The 18,682-nt window shown below is 46.4% G+C and carries 16 protein-coding genes; 5 read left to right on the plus strand and 11 right to left on the minus strand.

Annotated features, from left to right (window positions below):
* Window positions 1-10: 10 nt before the first annotated feature.
* The 3 genes from ACT6PV_RS07545 to ACT6PV_RS07555 all read right to left on the minus strand — a co-directional run bounded on the left by ACT6PV_RS07545 (window position 11) and on the right by ACT6PV_RS07555 (window position 2,941).
* On the minus strand, window positions 11-1,276 hold the full coding sequence (locus ACT6PV_RS07545) for a dihydroorotase (protein ID WP_445115789.1): 1,266 nt from the start codon (window positions 1,274-1,276) through the stop codon (window positions 11-13).
* A 12-nt stretch (window positions 1,277-1,288) separates the two neighbouring features.
* Entirely contained in the window at window positions 1,289-2,305 is a 1,017-nt protein-coding gene (locus ACT6PV_RS07550; protein WP_445115790.1) for an aspartate carbamoyltransferase catalytic subunit, read from the minus strand.
* A 291-nt stretch (window positions 2,306-2,596) separates the two neighbouring features.
* Complete coding sequence (locus ACT6PV_RS07555) at window positions 2,597-2,941, minus strand: hypothetical protein (RefSeq protein WP_445115791.1); 345 nt, start codon at window positions 2,939-2,941, stop codon at window positions 2,597-2,599.
* A 353-nt stretch (window positions 2,942-3,294) separates the two neighbouring features.
* On the opposite strand from ACT6PV_RS07555, the gene rlmKL reads away from it, so the two are divergent.
* Complete coding sequence (gene rlmKL / locus ACT6PV_RS07560; protein ID WP_445115792.1) at window positions 3,295-5,499, plus strand: bifunctional 23S rRNA (guanine(2069)-N(7))-methyltransferase RlmK/23S rRNA (guanine(2445)-N(2))-methyltransferase RlmL; 2,205 nt, start codon at window positions 3,295-3,297, stop codon at window positions 5,497-5,499.
* 26 nt (window positions 5,500-5,525) lie between these two features.
* Here the strand turns inward: rlmKL and ACT6PV_RS07565 are convergent, their stop codons facing one another.
* The 3 genes from ACT6PV_RS07565 to ACT6PV_RS07575 all read right to left on the minus strand — a co-directional run bounded on the left by ACT6PV_RS07565 (window position 5,526) and on the right by ACT6PV_RS07575 (window position 9,574).
* The gene (locus tag ACT6PV_RS07565) at window positions 5,526-6,038 is read right to left on the minus strand and encodes a hypothetical protein (protein WP_445115793.1); all 513 of its coding nucleotides are present in this window, start codon (window positions 6,036-6,038) and stop codon (window positions 5,526-5,528) included.
* Between the two features lie 240 nt (window positions 6,039-6,278).
* Window positions 6,279-8,858: an ATP-dependent chaperone ClpB gene (gene clpB / locus ACT6PV_RS07570; protein ID WP_445115794.1), complete on the minus strand. Its 2,580-nt coding sequence runs from the start codon at window positions 8,856-8,858 to the stop codon at window positions 6,279-6,281.
* 281 nt (window positions 8,859-9,139) lie between these two features.
* Window positions 9,140-9,574, minus strand: a complete 435-nt coding sequence (locus ACT6PV_RS07575) for an OsmC family protein (protein WP_445115795.1) — start codon at window positions 9,572-9,574, stop codon at window positions 9,140-9,142.
* 149 nt (window positions 9,575-9,723) lie between these two features.
* Between ACT6PV_RS07575 and crp the strand changes: the two genes are divergently transcribed.
* A complete protein-coding gene (crp, locus tag ACT6PV_RS07580; RefSeq protein WP_445115796.1) occupies window positions 9,724-10,428 on the plus strand; it encodes a cAMP-activated global transcriptional regulator CRP in 705 nt (234 codons plus the stop codon).
* 221 nt (window positions 10,429-10,649) lie between these two features.
* Window positions 10,650-11,699, plus strand: a complete 1,050-nt coding sequence (locus ACT6PV_RS07585; RefSeq protein WP_445115797.1) for an NADP(H)-dependent aldo-keto reductase — start codon at window positions 10,650-10,652, stop codon at window positions 11,697-11,699.
* Window positions 11,700-11,806: 107 nt separating this feature from the next.
* On the opposite strand, the gene ACT6PV_RS07590 is transcribed toward ACT6PV_RS07585, so the two are convergent.
* The 5 genes from ACT6PV_RS07590 to ACT6PV_RS07610 form a co-directional block, all read right to left on the minus strand.
* Window positions 11,807-12,583, minus strand: coding sequence for a M48 family metallopeptidase (locus ACT6PV_RS07590; protein WP_445115798.1), 777 nt, complete (start codon window positions 12,581-12,583; stop codon window positions 11,807-11,809).
* A gap of 281 nt (window positions 12,584-12,864) precedes the next feature.
* The gene (locus tag ACT6PV_RS07595) at window positions 12,865-14,184 is read right to left on the minus strand and encodes an adenylosuccinate synthase (protein WP_445115799.1); all 1,320 of its coding nucleotides are present in this window, start codon (window positions 14,182-14,184) and stop codon (window positions 12,865-12,867) included.
* A 69-nt stretch (window positions 14,185-14,253) separates the two neighbouring features.
* Window positions 14,254-15,420, minus strand: a complete 1,167-nt coding sequence (locus ACT6PV_RS07600; RefSeq protein WP_445115800.1) for an ATP phosphoribosyltransferase regulatory subunit — start codon at window positions 15,418-15,420, stop codon at window positions 14,254-14,256.
* 307 nt (window positions 15,421-15,727) lie between these two features.
* The gene (locus ACT6PV_RS07605) at window positions 15,728-16,741 is read right to left on the minus strand and encodes an LD-carboxypeptidase (protein WP_445115801.1); all 1,014 of its coding nucleotides are present in this window, start codon (window positions 16,739-16,741) and stop codon (window positions 15,728-15,730) included.
* Window positions 16,742-16,976: 235 nt separating this feature from the next.
* The gene (locus tag ACT6PV_RS07610) at window positions 16,977-17,438 is read right to left on the minus strand and encodes an Lrp/AsnC family transcriptional regulator (RefSeq protein WP_445117061.1); all 462 of its coding nucleotides are present in this window, start codon (window positions 17,436-17,438) and stop codon (window positions 16,977-16,979) included.
* Between the two features lie 163 nt (window positions 17,439-17,601).
* On the opposite strand from ACT6PV_RS07610, the gene ACT6PV_RS07615 reads away from it, so the two are divergent.
* The gene (locus tag ACT6PV_RS07615; RefSeq protein ID WP_445115802.1) at window positions 17,602-18,345 is read left to right on the plus strand and encodes an AzlC family ABC transporter permease; all 744 of its coding nucleotides are present in this window, start codon (window positions 17,602-17,604) and stop codon (window positions 18,343-18,345) included.
* Window positions 18,342-18,638 carry an AzlD family protein gene (locus ACT6PV_RS07620; protein WP_445115803.1) on the plus strand — a complete coding sequence of 99 codons (297 nt, stop codon included), beginning with the start codon at window positions 18,342-18,344 and terminating at the stop codon, window positions 18,636-18,638. The genes ACT6PV_RS07615 and ACT6PV_RS07620 overlap by 4 nt, the downstream gene beginning before the upstream one ends.
* Window positions 18,639-18,682: the final 44 nt, after the last annotated feature.

Genomic DNA, 18,682 nt, shown 5'->3' on the forward strand with positions numbered 1-18,682 from the left:
AAATGGGCAGTCAGACTGTAAATGTTCGGATGGCTTTACCTGTGACCACCTGATCAATCAGTGGCGTATTTTTACCCTGTGAAAAAATATTTTCATTGGACAGTGTCCATTGCAATGCCGGATCCACCAGTACCCATCCGGCTTCCCGCTGCCATCTGTCCAGCATGCCTGCTACCCTGGCCGGTGCAGCAGTCACTTTTTCAACCCACTGCAAGGGTTGCAGCAGGCCTTCATTCACTAGCTGAATACCAAAGGGAATATAGCTGTCAAATGCAGTAATGCCCGGTAATGTTTCCTCAAATGGCGCCAGTTTGGCAGAACCGCTGAGTGGTTCATGATGCGTACAGATTGCGTCAATGACCCCTTCCTGAACACCACGTCGCAGCAACTGCTTATCCTTTTCGGAACGAAGCGGCGGACGAACATGTGCCAGTGAATTAAAACCATCCAGCAATTCTTCCGTTAAATGCAGCTGATGCATGGCAACATCGGCGGTCACCGGCAATCCCTTGTCCCTGGCAATTTTAATTAATTCCACCGAGGCGCCACAGGACAACAGGCCAAAGTGGGCACGAACACCGGTCGCTTCAATCATGAGCAGATATTTGGCGATGGCCACTGTTTCTGCCAGTGCCGGAATCATGGGTAAGCCCTGACGCGATGCAATAAAGCCTTCATGTACACAGCCATCCCGGGCAATCTGATGTTCTTCTGCATAGAACATGACCATCATGTCCAGACCAGCTGCATATTCGAGGGTACGAATGATCACATCATCATCTTCAAACGGCGCATAGGCGTTGGAAACAGCTGTACATCCCCCCTTTTTCAGACCTGCCATATTGGCAGGCTGTTTGCCATTCAATCCCTGGGTCTGCGCGCCAATGATCTGTAAATGAATACCGCCATCCAGTCTGGCTTTTTCAACCAGTCCATGAATCAATGCACCATTGTCCTGAACAATCGGTTTTGAATCCGGCGGTGTAAACACATGCAGAATGCCATTTTCACGCGCGGCCCGACCTTCGGATTTCAAAGTACCATGCTGTTGCTGACCCGGTTCACGCATACGTGCGCATAAATCAAGCATGGTCGGCATCAGCCATTTGCCCTGGCCATCAACGACTTCTGAAATTCTGTTTTCCGCAGGGTTATTTTCTGAAACATTATCTGTCACTGTGATCAGCCGGCCATTTTCAAGATATACAGACTGTACAGCATCAATCATTCTGACTGGGTCCAGTACCCGTACATTTTCAATTTTTACAATACTCATGACGGACTCCCTTTAAATGGTAATGGCTTCAAGTAAACCCTTTTCCTGTAGCTGCCCCTGCATGGCAAGCGCCAGCACAGCCATACGGACTGCAATCCCATTGGTCACCTGATGCAGAATAGCGGATTGCGGACCATCGGCAATTGCAGAGTCAATTTCCACACCACGATTCATCGGCCCCGGATGCATGACAATACAATCCGGTTTTGCCAATGCCAGTCGTTCCTTATTCAGACCATACATTTTGTAAAACTCAGCCTGTGAGGACAGCGCCGGTGAGTCAATGCGCTCATTCTGAATCCGCAGGGTAATAATGACATCACAGTCCTGCACCCCCTGATCCATTTTATTGAACAGACGAATTCCCTCACCATATTCACTGAACCCGCAGGGCAGCAATGTGTTGGGAGCGATTACACGGATATCGCGGCATCCCAGCGTTTGCAGTGCGGCAATATCTGAACGGGCCACCCGGGAATGTTTAATATCACCAATAATGGCCACGCTGATGTCTTCAAATTTTTTAGCGGTCTCACGACGAATGGTCAGCATATCCAGCATGGCCTGGGTCGGATGAGCATGGCGTCCATCACCGGCATTGATAATTGCAACATTCGGAGACACCGTTTCTGCAATAAAATGCGCCGCGCCCGAGGAAGAATGACGCACCACAAACACATCGGCGGCCATCGCCTCAAGATTCCACAGCGTATCACGCAGGGTTTCCCCTTTGGATGTGCTGGAACGGGCAATATCAATATTCAGTACATTGGCTGACAGCCGTTTCGCGGCGGCTTCAAAGGTCATACGGGTCCGGGTGGAGTTTTCGAAAAACAGATTCATGACGGTACGACCTTCCAGTAATGGCGTCGTAATCAGTTGATTCTGATCATTTATAAATGACTGTGCTGTATCAAGAATTTTGGTGAGTGTGGCTCTGGAAAGGCCTTCAATCGTTAGAAAATGCTTTAAATTATTGTTTTGATTAAGCTGAATCTGACTCGGAGTGTGCAATGCCGCCAGGTGCATGAGAGATTCCCTATACGTTAAGTTAAGGCATTATACAGACATTCTTTTGTATTTGGCAGTTGAAGTTTTCAGCATTCGCACGGATTTCCCATCGTTTGATTCGGATCAGATCAGATATGCTTATGAAATGTTTCAGGCAGATATTTTAAACACAAATTATTTTTCAGACGGATTCAGCTAAAAACCGATTTCCATCCTGTCCTGACTGAAAAATTCCACTTTTCAGTCAGGATGGACAGCACTTTCATTTGTATTTTAATAGGTTCAACGCCATAAAACAGACGATCCAGATTAGCGCAATGCACCAATATAGTGATGCGGTACCTGAGCCCGATAAATTTCCTCCTCAGTCACCTCAGTTGAATAATCCGGCTGTTGCTGCGTCTGATCTTCCAGAGCCCCGGATTGCTGTTCAAGTTCAAGTAAGACTTGCAGTCGAGCGGCATGGCGCTGTAATTCTGTATCCTCCGTGGACTGCGCAAGCTCGGCCACATAGCAGGCATACTCTTTATTTTCAACCAGATAGACCACATCAACCACCCGTCCCAATACCCGTCTTAATCGGGCATAGATCAGCGTTGCAACAGAAAATGCCTCACTGTTTGTCTTCAATCCATCATTTATTGCGGTGTTCATCTTATCAGTCCCCATAGTTGAATCAAAAGTAAAAAACCATCCGCTCACACATGCAATGCTGTCGAATGATGAAATTAAGTTTCATTTATTCAGCAATTTATGTACCAGTTCATGCACTGATGATGCATCAGTGTTCATTTTCAGGATGCCTGGCGCAACGGGTCAGCAGTCTGCCCTGTCATTGACTGCCTGAAATGAAATGGTCCAGATCAGTCACAGTGCCTCCCTCTGCAGCAGGGCAATGATCGCATTCACAGTAAAAAATAGTGAATTATGAATCCGATCCATGAGCTTTCATCCTCAAAATACGTTAAAATCCCGGATTGCTTTATACCTGTCTGCTGGAAATGTTCATGAATTCTCAACCGCGTCTTTCTACCTACTGGGTTACCTGTGCAGATGGACTTGAAACCTTATTACAGGAAGAAATGGAAGGTTTGGGCGTTCAGAATATTGAGCGTTTCCCGGGGCGCCTGATTTTTAAAGGCAGACTGGAAGATGCCTATCGTATTTGCATGTGGTCCCGGCTGGCTTCCCGTGTGCTGACCCCGATTCATAGCTATGAACTGGATTTCACTCACGATGCACGGGATGTTGCAGAAGAGCTGTACGAAGGTGCCATCAATTTCGACTGGTCACTGATTTTTGCTCCACAAAGTACTTTCGCCATTCGCCTGCATGTAGAACGTAATATTAAAGTCAACACCCAGTTTGCCACCCTGCGCGTTAAGGATGGTGTGGTTGATTCCTTTATGGAAGCCGTGGGGAAGCGTCCTAGCATTGACATCAAACAGCCTGAAATTACGTTGTATGTACTGGCAGGCAAAACCGCACATACCTATTGCCTGGATTTATCCGGTGACTCATTGCATAAACGCGGTTACCGCCGCTTTATGACAGATGCCCCGATTAAGGAAAATCTTGCTGCCGCCATTTTACAGAAAGCGCAGCTGAAACAGCGCCAGCCGGGTATCATCCTGGACCCCATGTGTGGTTCAGGCACGTTTATTATTGAATCACTGATGATACTGACAGATCGTGCACCCGGCCTGGTGCGTCGTTTTGGATTTAACGGCTGGAATGGACATGATCACGAATTATGGATGTCCATTAAAGCTGAAGCTGCAGAGCGCCACCAGCAGGCATTGACTCAGCCACTCCCTGACATTTATGCCTATGATGCCGACTGGGAAGCCATTAAAGCCACCAGACAGAATATTATTGCTGCCGGTTTTGAAGCACAGCTCGATCAGATCAGAATTGAAGAACGGACCCTTGCAGACTGGCCGGACTTTAAAAGCGAAGCAAAAACAGCATTTATTGTCACCAACCCACCCTATGGTGAGCGCTTAGGGGACAAAGCCTCCAGTCGTGCGCTGTATCTGGGTTTATCTGCCCGATTACAACAGAACTTTCCGAACCAGTATGCCGCAGTAATTGCCGCACAGATTGAACAGGCCGATGTACTGGCTTTCAATCACCCGCAGATCCTACGGCTGATGAATGGCAAGCTGCCAATTTATATTCGTTTTGGCGACATTAAACCTGCCAGCGTGATTGAACCATTTCTGGCCACCTGGCAGCCACAGCAGTTTGAAACAATTGAAGGCGCGGAAGATTTTACCAACCGTTTGCAGAAAAATATGCAAACCCTGAAGAAATGGGCAGTCAAGGAAAATATCTTCTGTCTGCGTCTGTATGACGCCGATTTACCGGATTTTAACGTTGCTGTTGACTTATATGGCGACCGCCTGCATGTACAGGAATATGCGCCGCCCAAATCGATTGACCCGGAAAAAGCCAAAAAACGTTTTAACCTGGCACTGGCCGGCATTCGGGCAGTTACCGGGCTGCCACGTGACGCGATTTTCATTAAAACCCGCGCACGTCAGGAAGGTAAAAACCAGTACAGCAAACAGAGTACCGCATCCAGGCGTTTTATTGTTCAGGAAGGTAAGGCAAAAATCCTGGTCAATTTAACGGATTATCTGGATACCGGCTTATTTCTGGATCATCGCCAGATGCGTCTGCGCATCGCAGCAGAAGCCCATGGCAAGCATTTCCTGAATCTGTACAGTTATACCTCCACCGCCAGTCTGCATGCAGCCTTAGGGGGAGCCGCCAGTACCACCAGTGTGGATCTTTCAAATACCTATCTGACCTGGTCCAGAGAAAATTTTGTGCTGAATGGTTTAACGGTCGATCATGTCGATGAACAGCATCAGTTTTTTGCAAGTGACTGTTTTGAATGGCTCAAAGAGGGTCATGAACAATATGACATGATCTTCATTGACCCACCGACATTCTCAAACTCCAAAAAATTTCAGGGCACTTTTGATGTCCAGCGTGATCACATCTCCCTGTTAAAACGTGCCATGAATCGTCTGACCAGCGAAGGTACCCTGTATTTTTCAAATAACTATCGCGGTTTTGAAATGGATGAAGAAATTGACGCCATGTTTGACGTTCAGGAAATCACCAATGAAACCATTGGTTCCGATTTTAAACGCAATAGCCGCATCCATAGAGCATGGAAAATCCGGCATTATGCAGTTTAATTGAAGCGCCAGCGGTGTGGAACCGACTACTTGAACTGACCACTGTCCCGGTTGGTATAAATGATAATTTTATCTTCAGTGGTGATGCGGACCGTATTCTGTTGGGCGCTCCCCCCATACTCCACTGTTCTTACCTTCAATGGCGCATACACTTTTTTCTCTCCAGTCAATTGCCTGGCATCCGCTTCTTTTTTCTGCATACCGTATTCGGTCAGTACCGTTGCATCAATATTGTCCTGATTGATCTGATCCGTATGCAGTCTGGCCAGTTGTTCAGCATCAAGCTGCTGTTCCCCGGCAGATTGCTGTACATCTGCTGCCTGCTGTAGATCGGTCTTTATTGCAGAAGTTTTTATATCAGAAATCACGACAGGACTGAACATTGTCCGTTGTGTCGTCTGCACTGCGAGCATTTCATCATCCATACGGGTCTGGGCACAGGCTCCTGACACACTCATGCTCAGAACCAGGGGAATATATGCCCCGATAAAATAGCGTTGTGTTTTTTTGTCACAGGTCTGCTTATCACTGATCATCATGATCCAATATCCATTTTTATTATTACCGTTTAAAAATTAACAATTTTAGAATGTAACTGCAATCCATTTCACTGACTTCCCGATAACAGGCAAATCAGATTGACCATGTATCATGCGCCTACTGATCCTCTGACCCAATGCCACACACACAAGCGTACATAAAAAAACCCGGCCGAAGCCGGGTTTTTCAGTTTATGGCTGATCGTTTCAATTCACTGAATTGAATCAGCCCGCTCAGCTTTAACTCAGTTTCAGTTTTTCAAAACTCAGATTACCACCATCCGCACCAACTAAAATGGTATCCCCCGGCGTAAAATCACCAGCCAGGATTTTCTGAGCCAATGGATTTTCAATCTGCTGCTGAATGGCACGTTTTAAAGGACGGGCACCATACACAGGATCAAATCCGGCTTCAATCAGCAGATCAAAGGCAACATCATCCACTTTTAATCCAATCTCCCGGTCGTTCAGGCGTGAACGCAACCGATCCAGCTGAATATCTGCAATACCACGAATCTGAGATTTTTTCAGTGCATGGAACACCACCAGTTCGTCAATCCGGTTGATGAATTCGGGACGGAAATGCTGAGAAACCGCATTCATCACCACCGTACGCACTTCATCATCACTGGCATGCTCCCCCAGTTCACGCACATCCTGCGACCCCAGGTTAGAGGTCATCACAATCACGGTATTCTTAAAGTCAATCACCCGACCCTGAGAATCCGTTAAGCGACCATCATCCAGTACCTGTAACAGAATATTGAATACATCCGGATGCGCTTTTTCCACCTCATCAAACAACACCACGCTATACGGTTTACGACGCACCGCCTCTGTCAGCACACCACCTTCTTCATAGCCGACATACCCCGGAGGCGCACCAACCAAACGACTGACTGAATGTTTTTCCATGAACTCACTCATGTCGACCCGGATCATGGCGTCATCACTGTCAAACAGAAAACTGGCCAGTGCCTTGGTCAACTCTGTCTTACCGACACCGGTCGGCCCCAGAAACAGGAACGAGCCCCCTGGACGGTTCGGATCAGACAAGCCTGCCCGTGAACGGCGCACTGCATTGGACACAGCAACCACAGCTTCATCCTGTCCAACCACACGGTTATGCAGGAACTCTTCCATATGCAGCAGTTTCTCACGTTCACCCTGCAACATTTTAGTGACTGGAATCCCGGTTGCTGCACTGACCACCTCGGCAATTTCATTTTCAGTGACTTTGGTCCGAATCAGTTTCGGTTCCTCATTCACCTCTGCCACTTCCACTGCTTCAAGGCGTTTCTGCAATTCGGGAATTACACCGTATTGCAGACGACTGGCTTCTGCCAGATCACCTTCACGCTGTGCTTTTTCAAAAGCAGTCCGCGCCTTATCCAGTTCAACCTGGGCCTGACTGGTTCCTTCCACCAGGGTTTTTTCAGCACGCCATACTTCTTCCAGATCGTTGTATTCCTTCTGGACTTCTTCAATCTGTTTTTCCAGATGGCTGACTTCCGCCTTACTGACCGAATCGGCATCCTTCTTCACTGCTTCCAGCTGCATTTTCAGCTGAATCAGGCGGCGATCCAGACGATCGAGCGGTTCTGGCTTGGAATCAATTTCCATCTTGATGCGTGATGCTGCTTCATCAATCAGGTCAATGGCTTTGTCCGGCAACTGACGATCAGTAATGTAACGATGCGACATTTTTGCAGCAGCAATAATGGCAGAATCCAGAATCTGTACCCCATGATGCGTCGCGTATTTCTCTTTCAGCCCACGCAAAATGGCAATGGTGTCTTCCACACTCGGTTCATTCACCAGGACTTTCTGGAAACGCCGCTCTAATGCGGCATCCTTTTCAATAAACTGACGATATTCATCCAGCGTGGTTGCTCCCACACAGCGGAGCTCACCACGTGCCAGTGCCGGTTTCAGCATATTACCGGCATCCATGGCCCCCTCGCCCTTACCTGCGCCAACCAGGGTGTGCAATTCATCAATAAACAGAATGATTTCACCATCGTATTTCGCCAGGTCCTTCAGAACAGCTTTCAGACGTTCTTCAAATTCACCACGATATTTGGCACCGGCCAGTAAAGAACCCAGATCAAGCGATAAAACCCGCTTACCTTTCAGGCTTTCCGGCACCTCACCATTGACAATCCGCTGCGCCAGCCCTTCCACAATGGCAGTTTTACCGACACCGGGTTCACCAATCAGCACCGGGTTATTTTTTGTCCGACGTGACAGCACCTGAATTGTCCGGCGAATTTCTTCATCACGGCCAATCACCGGGTCCAGTTTACCCGCCATCGCACGTTCAGTCAGATCAATGGTATATTTATTCAGGGAATCACGCTGATCTTCGTGGTTATTACTCATGACTTTATCACCACCTCGAATATGTTCTATGGCCTTGCGTAAACGTTCGGCTGTTACGCCGGCATGGTTTAATATGGCTTTGGTTGTTCCCGTCTCTGCCAGTGCGAGTAATACCCAGTCGGTAGAGAGAAACTCATCCCCGGCTTTTTGTGCAAAACTGTCTGCCAGATTCAGCGTACGCACAGCTTCCGGGTTTAAATTGATATCACCTGTCGGTGTGGCAATGGTTGCTGCATCATTTAAAGCCTGCTGCAATCGGGTCTGAAGATCGCTCAGAGTTGCGCCGGCCTGTTGCAACAGACTCAGATTGGACGATTCGTTCAGCAATGACGCGAGAATATGAATTCCTTCAATGGCCGTATGGTCTTTGCCCATTGCCAGCGACTGGGCATCTGATAAAGCCTGTTGCAGACGGTTTGTAAACTTTTCAAAACGCATTGTTATTCTTCCTCACAACAAATTTTATACCTGAGTGGATATATGGGAGCATTTTTGTAAATTTCAAACAATATTTATATATTTTTCATGTATTTATATTTAAAAAATACGAATACATCATGATTATAATATCTGTGCAGTCATCCGATTTTTCAAGACCATTTTTATTACTTTTCACTGTTTCCGCTGAATCCGACACAGCAGTATGAATACAGCATCTGCAGACATAAAAGCCAATCGAAACTGACTTTATTGTTCATGTCATTTTAAATGTCAGGGATTTACACTCCAGAGCTCTGCAGTTCCCTGATTTCAAAATCATGGGTAATTTTCACCCCGCCATCAGCAAGCATTTTACTGGCAGAACAATACTTCTCTGCTGAAAGCTCAACGGCCTTCGCCACCTGCTTTTCCTTAATATTGTTTCCTGTCACTACAAAATGCAGATGAATTTCCGTAAATACAGCCGGAATGGTTTCTGCACGCTGTGCCTGCAACTCACAAACCACATCGGTAATGTCCTGACGTGATTTCTTTAAAATGGTGACAATATCAAATGACGCACAGCCCCCCAGTCCCATCAGAATCAGTTCCATCGGACGTGGACCGCGGTTTTCTCCACCATATTCAGCAGATCCATCCATCACCAATGGGTGTCCACTCTCTGATTTTGCCTCAAAAGCAACATTCTCTAACCAATGTACGCGAGTTTGCATTGCAACAACCTAAAAAAAGCTATAAATTTACGGGGTACCTGTACACTAGCATAAAATGAGTTGATACGGAATTTCATCTCAGCAGCTTCTACGTGACGAGTCCAATTAAGTCAATAGATCCATTATTATCCAATCTGGAACTTTTAAGCATGCCTTCTAACTTTGCACAACTGAGTACAGATGCTTTGTCACCAGGCCAGTTGCCTGAGTCTGTTAAAGCCTTACTGAAACGCGCTCATATTAATCGCTTTCCTAAACGCACAGCAATTATTGATGCCGGTACTGAATCAAAGTCACTTTATCTGATTTTAAAAGGTTCAGTTTCAATTATTTTACGTGAAGATGATGAGCGTGAAATTGTTGTTGCATATCTGAATCCCGGGGATTTCTTTGGGGAAATGGGGTTATTTGAGCAGAACCCTCAACGTACTGCAGAGGTCAGAACCCGTGATGTATGTGAGATTGCTGAAATCTCCTATGAGAATTTTCATGAAATCAGTAAGCAGTATCCTGATTTAAGCTATGCCGTCTTTGCTCAGTTGGTGCGCCGTCTGAAAAACACCACCCGCAAGGTCACAGATCTGGCCTTCATTGATGTATCCGGCCGTATTGCCCGTTGTCTGATTGATCTTTCCGCTCAACCGGAAGCCATGATTCTGCCTAATGGGCGGCAGATCCGTATCACCCGTCAGGAAATCGGCCGTATTGTTGGCTGCTCACGTGAAATGGTTGGCCGTGTGCTGAAAACCCTGGAAGAACAGGGCATGATTGAAACCGACGGCAAAGCCATTCTGATTTTTGATGTTTCACTGGAACAATCCACATATTCTGAAGATGAATATGAAGATGAATAATCTGTTGTAAGCACAGACATTCTGATCATTAAAAGCAAATCTCCGGATTTGCTTTTTTATTCGGTCTGCAACGGTGCAGGCTCTGTCACAGCATCATCCATGTTATTTCCACCCCAACCGACATATGTCCTGCCATGCCGTATAAAGTTGAAATTTCACACGACTCCATTTACTATTTATTGACTGTTTTTAACAACAATCAGCAATTCAGGGATATACAGATGAAACTGAAAGCATTGGGACAATCCGGCATAACTGTACCTGAAATCTGTCTGGGCACCATGACATTCGGTGAACAGAATGACCAGCCACAGGCCTTTGAACAACTGAACTATGCCCTGGACCAGGGACTGTATTTCTGGGATACCGCGGAAATGTACCCTGTCCCACCGAAGTCTGAAACCCAGGGTGCAACTGAAACCATCATCGGCAACTGGATTGCGCAAAACGGACAAAGGGAGCAGCTGTTGCTGGCATCCAAAATTGCCGGGCCGCAACAGGGTGGAAGCCATATCCGGGATGGTCTTACCCGTTTTACCGAAGCTGAAATCTCATCAGCCATTGATGGATCACTGCAACGATTACAGACTGACTATATCGACCTGTATCAGCTGCACTGGCCACAGCGTCCGAGTAACTTCTTTGGTGTTGCAGGTTATGGCAATCACCAGGCCGCTCAGACAGATCAGATTACGCCACTTGCAGAGACCCTGATGGCACTGGACAAGGAAGTAAAAAAGGGCCGGATACGTCATATTGGCCTGTCCAATGAAACGCCGTGGGGTACCATGAAATTCCTGCAGCTGGCAGAAACGCTTGGTCTGGAAAAGATTGTCAGCGTCCAGAATCCCTATAGTCTGTTAAACCGCAGCTACGAAACCGGCATGTCTGAAATTGCCCACTATGAAGCCATTGGCTTGCTGGCTTATTCACCATTGGCTTTTGGCTGGCTGACCGGAAAATACCGGCATGGCGCACGACCTGAAAATAGCCGGATCACTCTGTTTTCACGTTTTAGTCGCTACAGTAACCCACAAAGTATATGGGCCATTGAACAGTATGCATTACTCGCCGAAAAGCACAATTTAAGCCTCACTCAAATGGCACTGGCGTTTATTCAGCAACAGTTTTTTGTTACCAGCACCATCATTGGTGCCACATCGCTGGATCAGTTAAAAGAGAATATCCAGGCCTTCCAGCTTCAGCTGGATGAAGAGGTTCTTAAAGGGATTGATGAAATTCACCGACAACAGCCCAATCCAGCCCCGTAAAAAACAGGGATGCTGAACGCATCCCTGTTCTGGCTATTGTCTGTATGGACACCATTCAATTACAGCTACAATGCTGATCAGCGTCAAATTTTAAAACATACCGATCATCAGTGTCTGTTATAAATTGCCTGAGCGATTGGCATATTTTTGCGCATGGCTTCTATACGCTGTGTACTTGAAGGATGTGTGGAAAGAAACGAAGCACTATTTGAACCACTCATTCTGCTCATTTTTTCCCATAGACTGATGGCAGCCTGAGGGTTATAACCGGCTTTCGCCATCAGCATCAGACCGCCATAATCGGCCCGGCTTTCAAGATTACGCGAATAAGGCAACCCGACCCCAATCTGACTGCCCAGATCAATGGCGGCACCACCAAGTTGTCCAGCAGCATTTCCTACATAACTTTTACCAATGCCCACCGCAAGATTGGTCAGCGTCTGTGCGCCGACTTTACTTTTGGCATGTTCTTCAAGGGCGTGAGTCATTTCATGCCCCATGACTGCGGCAATTTCTGCATCAGTCAGATTCAGTTTATTGACAATACCGGTATAGAACACCACTTTACCACCCGGTGCGACATAAGCATTCAGCTTATCTGATTTTAACACCGCCAGTTGCCAGCTGAAGCGCTGACCGGTCTGATTCATCTGATCTGCATAGGGTTTCATCCGGTTGAACACGGTATTAATCCGCTGGTAAGTCACTGAACTGGCGTCCAGGATATTTCCGCTGCGCGCATCCTGAACAGTCTTGTTAAAACCCTGGGCTGCAGCTGCATTCAATGTTGCAGAGTCTGCACCAGCCATATCTGCAATGGTTGTACATCCGGCGATACCCATACATCCCACAGCACCCAGACTGAACAATAGATTCTTCTTCATTATAATATTCTCCACCCTTTCAAAATACACAAAACTTAACAGGAATATACAGTCATTATATTCAATAGTGATAAGTCATTACATTGGAAATGACTTCATAATCATATAAATTATGTAAAAATTTGATCACTCCGAATTAAATACAACATAAACCACTGTATTTAATCATTTTTTAACCAAAGATCCAGCCCTTCGTTATTTCCAGTCTGTCAGTCATGGAAGCGGACAGAAAAAAGCCCCGAATGTACCGGGGCTTTTTTATGCGTTCTTAAATCTATTGCTTATACATGAAAAGGATGTCTTAAAACAATGGTTTCAGCACGGTCCGGCCCTGTCGAAATAATATCAATCGGACATTCAACCAGTTGTTCAATCCGTTTGACATAAGCCAGTGCATTTGCAGGTAATTGATCAATTTTCGTCAGCCCCACCGTAGACTCGCTCCAGCCTGGCATGGTCTCATAAATCGGCTTTAAGGTTTCAAATGCAAGTGCATCTGAAGAACCGGCACACCCCGAATCAGCGGCCTGATAACCGACACAGATTTTTACTTCATCCAGACCATCCAGTACATCAAGCTTGGTCAGACAGATGCCCGAGAGTGAATTGACATCCACTGAACGACGCAGAATCTCTGCATCGAACCAGCCACAACGACGCTGACGGCCTGTTGAAGCACCGAACTCATGCCCCATAGTCCCCAGATGTTTACCGATGGCATCACCCGTATCATTTGCAGCATCATAAACCAGTTCAGTCGGGAACGGCCCTGCACCCACCCGGGTGGTATATGCTTTGGTGATTCCCAGCACATAATCCAGATGTAATGGCCCCAGACCGGAACCCGAACTGACACCACCGGCAGTGGTATTGGATGAAGTTACATAAGGATATGTACCATGATCAACATCAAGCAATGATCCCTGTGCGCCTTCAAACATGATGTTTGCGCCATCCTTGCGGTAATTGTGCAGTTCAGTGATTACATCAGTGACCAAGGGCTGCAGTACTTCACGCCACTGATCACAGAGTGCCACAACATCTTCAAACCGGACTGCTTCCACACCGTAAAACTGAGTCAGCTGGAAATTATGGAATTCGAGTAGCTCCTGCAATTGCGCCCGCAGATGATCACCACCCCGTACCAGATCTGCAACACGTACTGCACGGCGGGCCACCTTGTCTTCATAAGCCGGCCCAATACCACGACCCGTTGTTCCAATTTTGGCATCGCCGCGTTTTTTCTCACGTGCCTGATCCAGCGCAATATGGTTTGGCAGAATCAACGGGCAATTCGGAGAAATACGCAGACGCTGCTTAACCGGAACACCTTCTTTTTCAAGAATATCCATTTCTTCAATTAAGGCAGCCGGTGAAAGAACTACGCCATTACCAATCAGGCACAATACATTTTCACGTAAAATACCAGATGGAATGAGGTGAAGAATTGTTTTCTTCCCCCCCACGACCAACGTATGGCCTGCATTATGTCCGCCCTGATAACGAACCACCGCAGCTGCCTGGTCTGTGAGCAGGTCGACGATTTTACCCTTACCTTCGTCGCCCCATTGGGTACCCAGTACCACAACACTCTTGCCCATAATTGCCTCGTCACATCGTATTGTTAAAATGAAATCGCATTTCAGTGCTGTGACACCGAATCCGGATGGCTAAATCTGTTCAATCGTCCATTCACCACGCATCTGCACCAACCGGTGTGTTGCATAGGGAATGGAGCTTAAATCATCATCGCCCAGTAACTGAACAACGCTTAAACCCTGCTCACGTAATGCTGAAACCGCGGCCAGCAGCTGTTGATCGCTCCCCTTGGGTGCAACAATCACGTTAATTTCACTGCAATGCCCGGCACTGAGTGCATATAAATCACAGCTGAAACCCGTCGCCGGACGTGAACGGCCAAAATGCTCACCAATACCGTCATAACGACCACCCAGTGCCAGTGGTGCCGCCCGATTCGGTGCATATACTGCATACATCAATCCTGTGTGATAATGATATGAACGCAATTCCACCACATCAATACCGATATTCAGTGCCGGCCATCGGGCCTGAATTTCAGTGACTGTGGTTGTCAGCGCATCCAGCGCCTGTTTAAATTCCGGATTTTCCAGTGTTCTGGCACTCAGATTCTGTTGCAGGGCGTGCAGATCACTTGCATACCGGCCCAGCGCATAAAAATCTGAGCCATATTCAAGCTCAGCAGTAAACTCAGCCAGTTCAGGTAATGCCTTGCGCTGATACAGGTCTGAAAGTGTCCGTTCCGTGAGTTTTGTCAGACCGGCCAACCTGACCAGGCTGCGAAATAAACCGACATGCCCCAAATCCAGATGTACACCTTCCAGCCAATCAACCTGCTGCAGCAGACTGAGCATGACATCAACCATTTCAACATCGGCATCAATATGTTCTGAACCGAAAAGCTCAGCCCCGAGCTGAAGCGGCGCACGCGTGGTGTTGAACCCCTGTGGGCGGGTGTGTAAAACCGTGCCTGCATAGCAATAACGTGCAACACCGTCTACAGGATGCACATGCGCATCAATACGTGCCACCTGTGGCGTCATATCAGCACGGACCCCCAGTAAACGACCAGAAAGCTGATCAATCACCTTAAAGGTTGCCAGGTCAAGGTCCTGGCCGGATTCTGAAAGAGAAGATAAAGATTCAATATATTCAATGAATGGGGTATATACCAGCTGATATCCACGCGTTGCGAGGAAATTCAATGCATCACGACGCAGGGTTTCAATCACCTGCGCTCGTTCCGGTAACACATCAGCTACACCATCAGGTAATAACCATGTCTCTGAAATGGGCATGTTGTAAACCTAAAGTCCTGTCAGTGCGGAAATTATCCACATAAAAAAATCGGGAACACACCCGATTTCTCTGATTTTAGCACGATAGTTTCAGCCATGCATCAGAGAATTTCAGGAAAATGAAAATAGCCACAGATTTCAGATCCGCATTAATACCCCAAAAAAACACCCTGTTTCCATAGAGGGCCTGCAGGCCGCATCACCTCGCTGTTGCAAATTAAAAATCAACAGATATTCAGGCCGAACTCATCCATGCATTTTATCGATTTTTATCCATATTTTATTCAGGTTTTTATCCTGGGATAGTTCAGAATTTACTCTGTTTTAGACGGCAATATTCAGAATCCGAACTACATAAAACAGCCACCTTCCCGCCCAGAATAAACGGCTTATTCACCTTGCCGTGGCCAAAATATGGATAATAATAAACAGGAATATGGCTCTGACGGGCAAAGGAGTGAAGCACCTCCTTATAAATCAGCCGTTCTCCATCATTGGTTTCAGCCGGATAAAACTGACCAAAAATAATTGCCCGGGGATGAAAATCTTTTTTATATAAAATCTGATGCAGAATTCGGTCCAGTTGCTTATAGGTGACATTCACATCTTCCAGCAAAAGAATTTTATCATTCCAGCTGTGTTCAAAGCGTGTCGAAAACAGGGTCTGAATCAGGGTCATATTTCCACCGCCAAGTGGCCCCTGTATGCTTTTTTCAGTCGCCTCAGCATTTAAGGGCAATAACCCCTGATATTCCGCACCCTGCCTGATTAACGATAAAACCTCATCAATACCGTCCACGGCACTGAACTGAATAACATTCTGTTGAGGCTGGTCAGTCGACTGACCGGAGTTCACAATGCTTCGTGAGCCGGCATTGGCACTATGAATGGACTTCCAGCCAATAAAGTTATTGACAAAATAGTGTATGCCGGTGACATCGCTGAAACCCAGCAACACTTTGGGATTGCTTGCCCGGATCTGATCTGCATTCTTCACCAGTTCAGGCAACAGGTTTAAAACGCCGGAACCGCCACGGACAAACCAGAGATATTTCACATCATTTGCTGTCAGTGCCTCCACCAGTTGTTTTGCTCTTTCCTGATCTGTATTGCTATAACCAAAATCGGAAACCTGCTGATTCAGATATCGGGTACTGACCTGAAAGCCCTTCTGATTAAATGCACTGATAATACCGGGAATCGACTGCTCATTATAAGCAGATGAGCTGGAGACCAGATAAATGGTGTCTTTTGAAAATGCAGGAGAAAATGGAAAAACAAGGCCTGATATAAATAAAATAATGATTTTTAATTTTTTCATAATCGTCTGTTCAATAACATTGCAAGCCTGATTCAATTTAAAAAATAGGTCACTCCAGTATAAAAATCAATGATATTTTGTTTGATGATTTTATATTGTGCCCCCGGTTAAAACCTGCCGGTGTTTTATCATAATCCGAACATATTCAGCAGCATCGTCGAAAAAAATTCCCGGTTGCCCAATATTTTACTGAAACCCCGTGGGTAGCCTCAGGAAAAACCCCTGCCCCGAACACTCAATCCAGTGGCAGTACGGTAGTCTGTTTAATTTTCTGCAATGGAATTTCAGTTTTGACATTCTGAATGCCTGAAATTTTATTTAAATGATTAATCTGAAATTTACGATAGGCTTCAAGATCTGAAACCACAATCCGTAAAAAAAAATCACAATCTCCTGCCATGAGCTGACACTCCACAACTTCCGGGATGACCATGACGGAATCAATAAAATGGTTCACTGTACGGGCATCCTGGCCCTTTAACCAAATCCGGGCAAATACAGTCAGCCCAAGGTTCACTTTATGTGGATCAACCAGCGCCACATATTTTTCAATAATTCCGGCATCTTCCAGCTGCTTAACCCGTCGCAGACAGGGCGAAGGAGAAAGCCCGATACGCTCAGCCAGTTCATTATTCTGCAACTTACCATTCTGTTGCAGTGCCTGCAGAATATGTCTGTCCATCAAATCCAGTTTCATCATATCCAATATTCATTATTAAAATTTTATTGCTTAAATTTTATTAATTATGGATTAAAATTTCAATTTTTCAAAATAACAATTCAACTTTAGCGAAATATATCCTGATAACTGACATAAAATACGTTATCCACTTCCTGAGTTTCCTGCCCGGGTTCAGCTTATGCTCACGTTTAAAAACAATCTGAAAGAACTCAATTATTCATCTGATTACAGAGAATTCCTGCGTGGTATAAAAGTCTCCCTGCCCATGCTGCTCGGTATAATTCCCTTTGCGCTGGTACTGGGCACACAGGCCGCACAAAAAGGTTTTTCGGCACTGGAGGTTCCTTTGCTGACCGGCCTGAACTTTGCCGGTGGTTCTGAGTTTGCCATTCTGGAAGTATGGACCAATCCACCACAGCTGCTGTTTTTGGTGCTGATCACCTTTCTGGTGAATAGCCGGCACATTCTGATGAGTGCAAGCATGGCGCCCTTTATTCGCCATTTACCCAACCGTAAGGCCTTGCCCATGCTGTTTTTGATGTGTGATGAAAGCTGGGCAATGAGTCTGACTGATGCACACAAACGCAGTCCCCGGAATCCGGTTGCAGGTTTCAGCCTGTCATTTTATCTGGGGCTGTCTTTTGCGCTGTATCTCATGTGGGTCAGCTTTACTACACTCGGCGTCAGTATTGGCGCGCTGCTGGGCGATGTGACCCGATTCGGTTTTGACATGGCATTTCCGGCAGTGTTTCTGTTTTTATTACGTGGTATGTGGAAAGGTTATAAAGCTGCTCAACCGTGGCTGATCAGTCTGATTGCTGCCGCACTGGCCTATCATTTTCTGCCTCAGGGCTGGTATGTATTAATCGGTGCAGTGTCCGGAATTGTTGCAGCCTTTTTCTTAACAGGAGATGAACAATGATTCACTCAGCCACCCTGATTGCCATTATTGCCATTGCAGCAACAACCTATCTCACCCGGATTATGGGTTATCTTTTGCTGAAAAACAGGAATTTGAAACCCAGAACCCGACGCATACTTGAAGTCATGCCGGGTTGCGTCCTGATTTCCGTGATTGCACCCTACTTTGTAACGGATGATCCTGCCAATCTGATCGCCATCATCATTACACTATTGGCAGCCATCTATTTACCCTTATTGCCCACCGTGCTGATCAGTATCAGCTCGGCAGGTTTATTGCGATTCCTGCTATAAATTTTTTTGATCTAAATTTCCGGATATACGTTCGGAGTAAATAA

This window comes from Acinetobacter sp. WZC-1, from assembly GCF_052544965.1.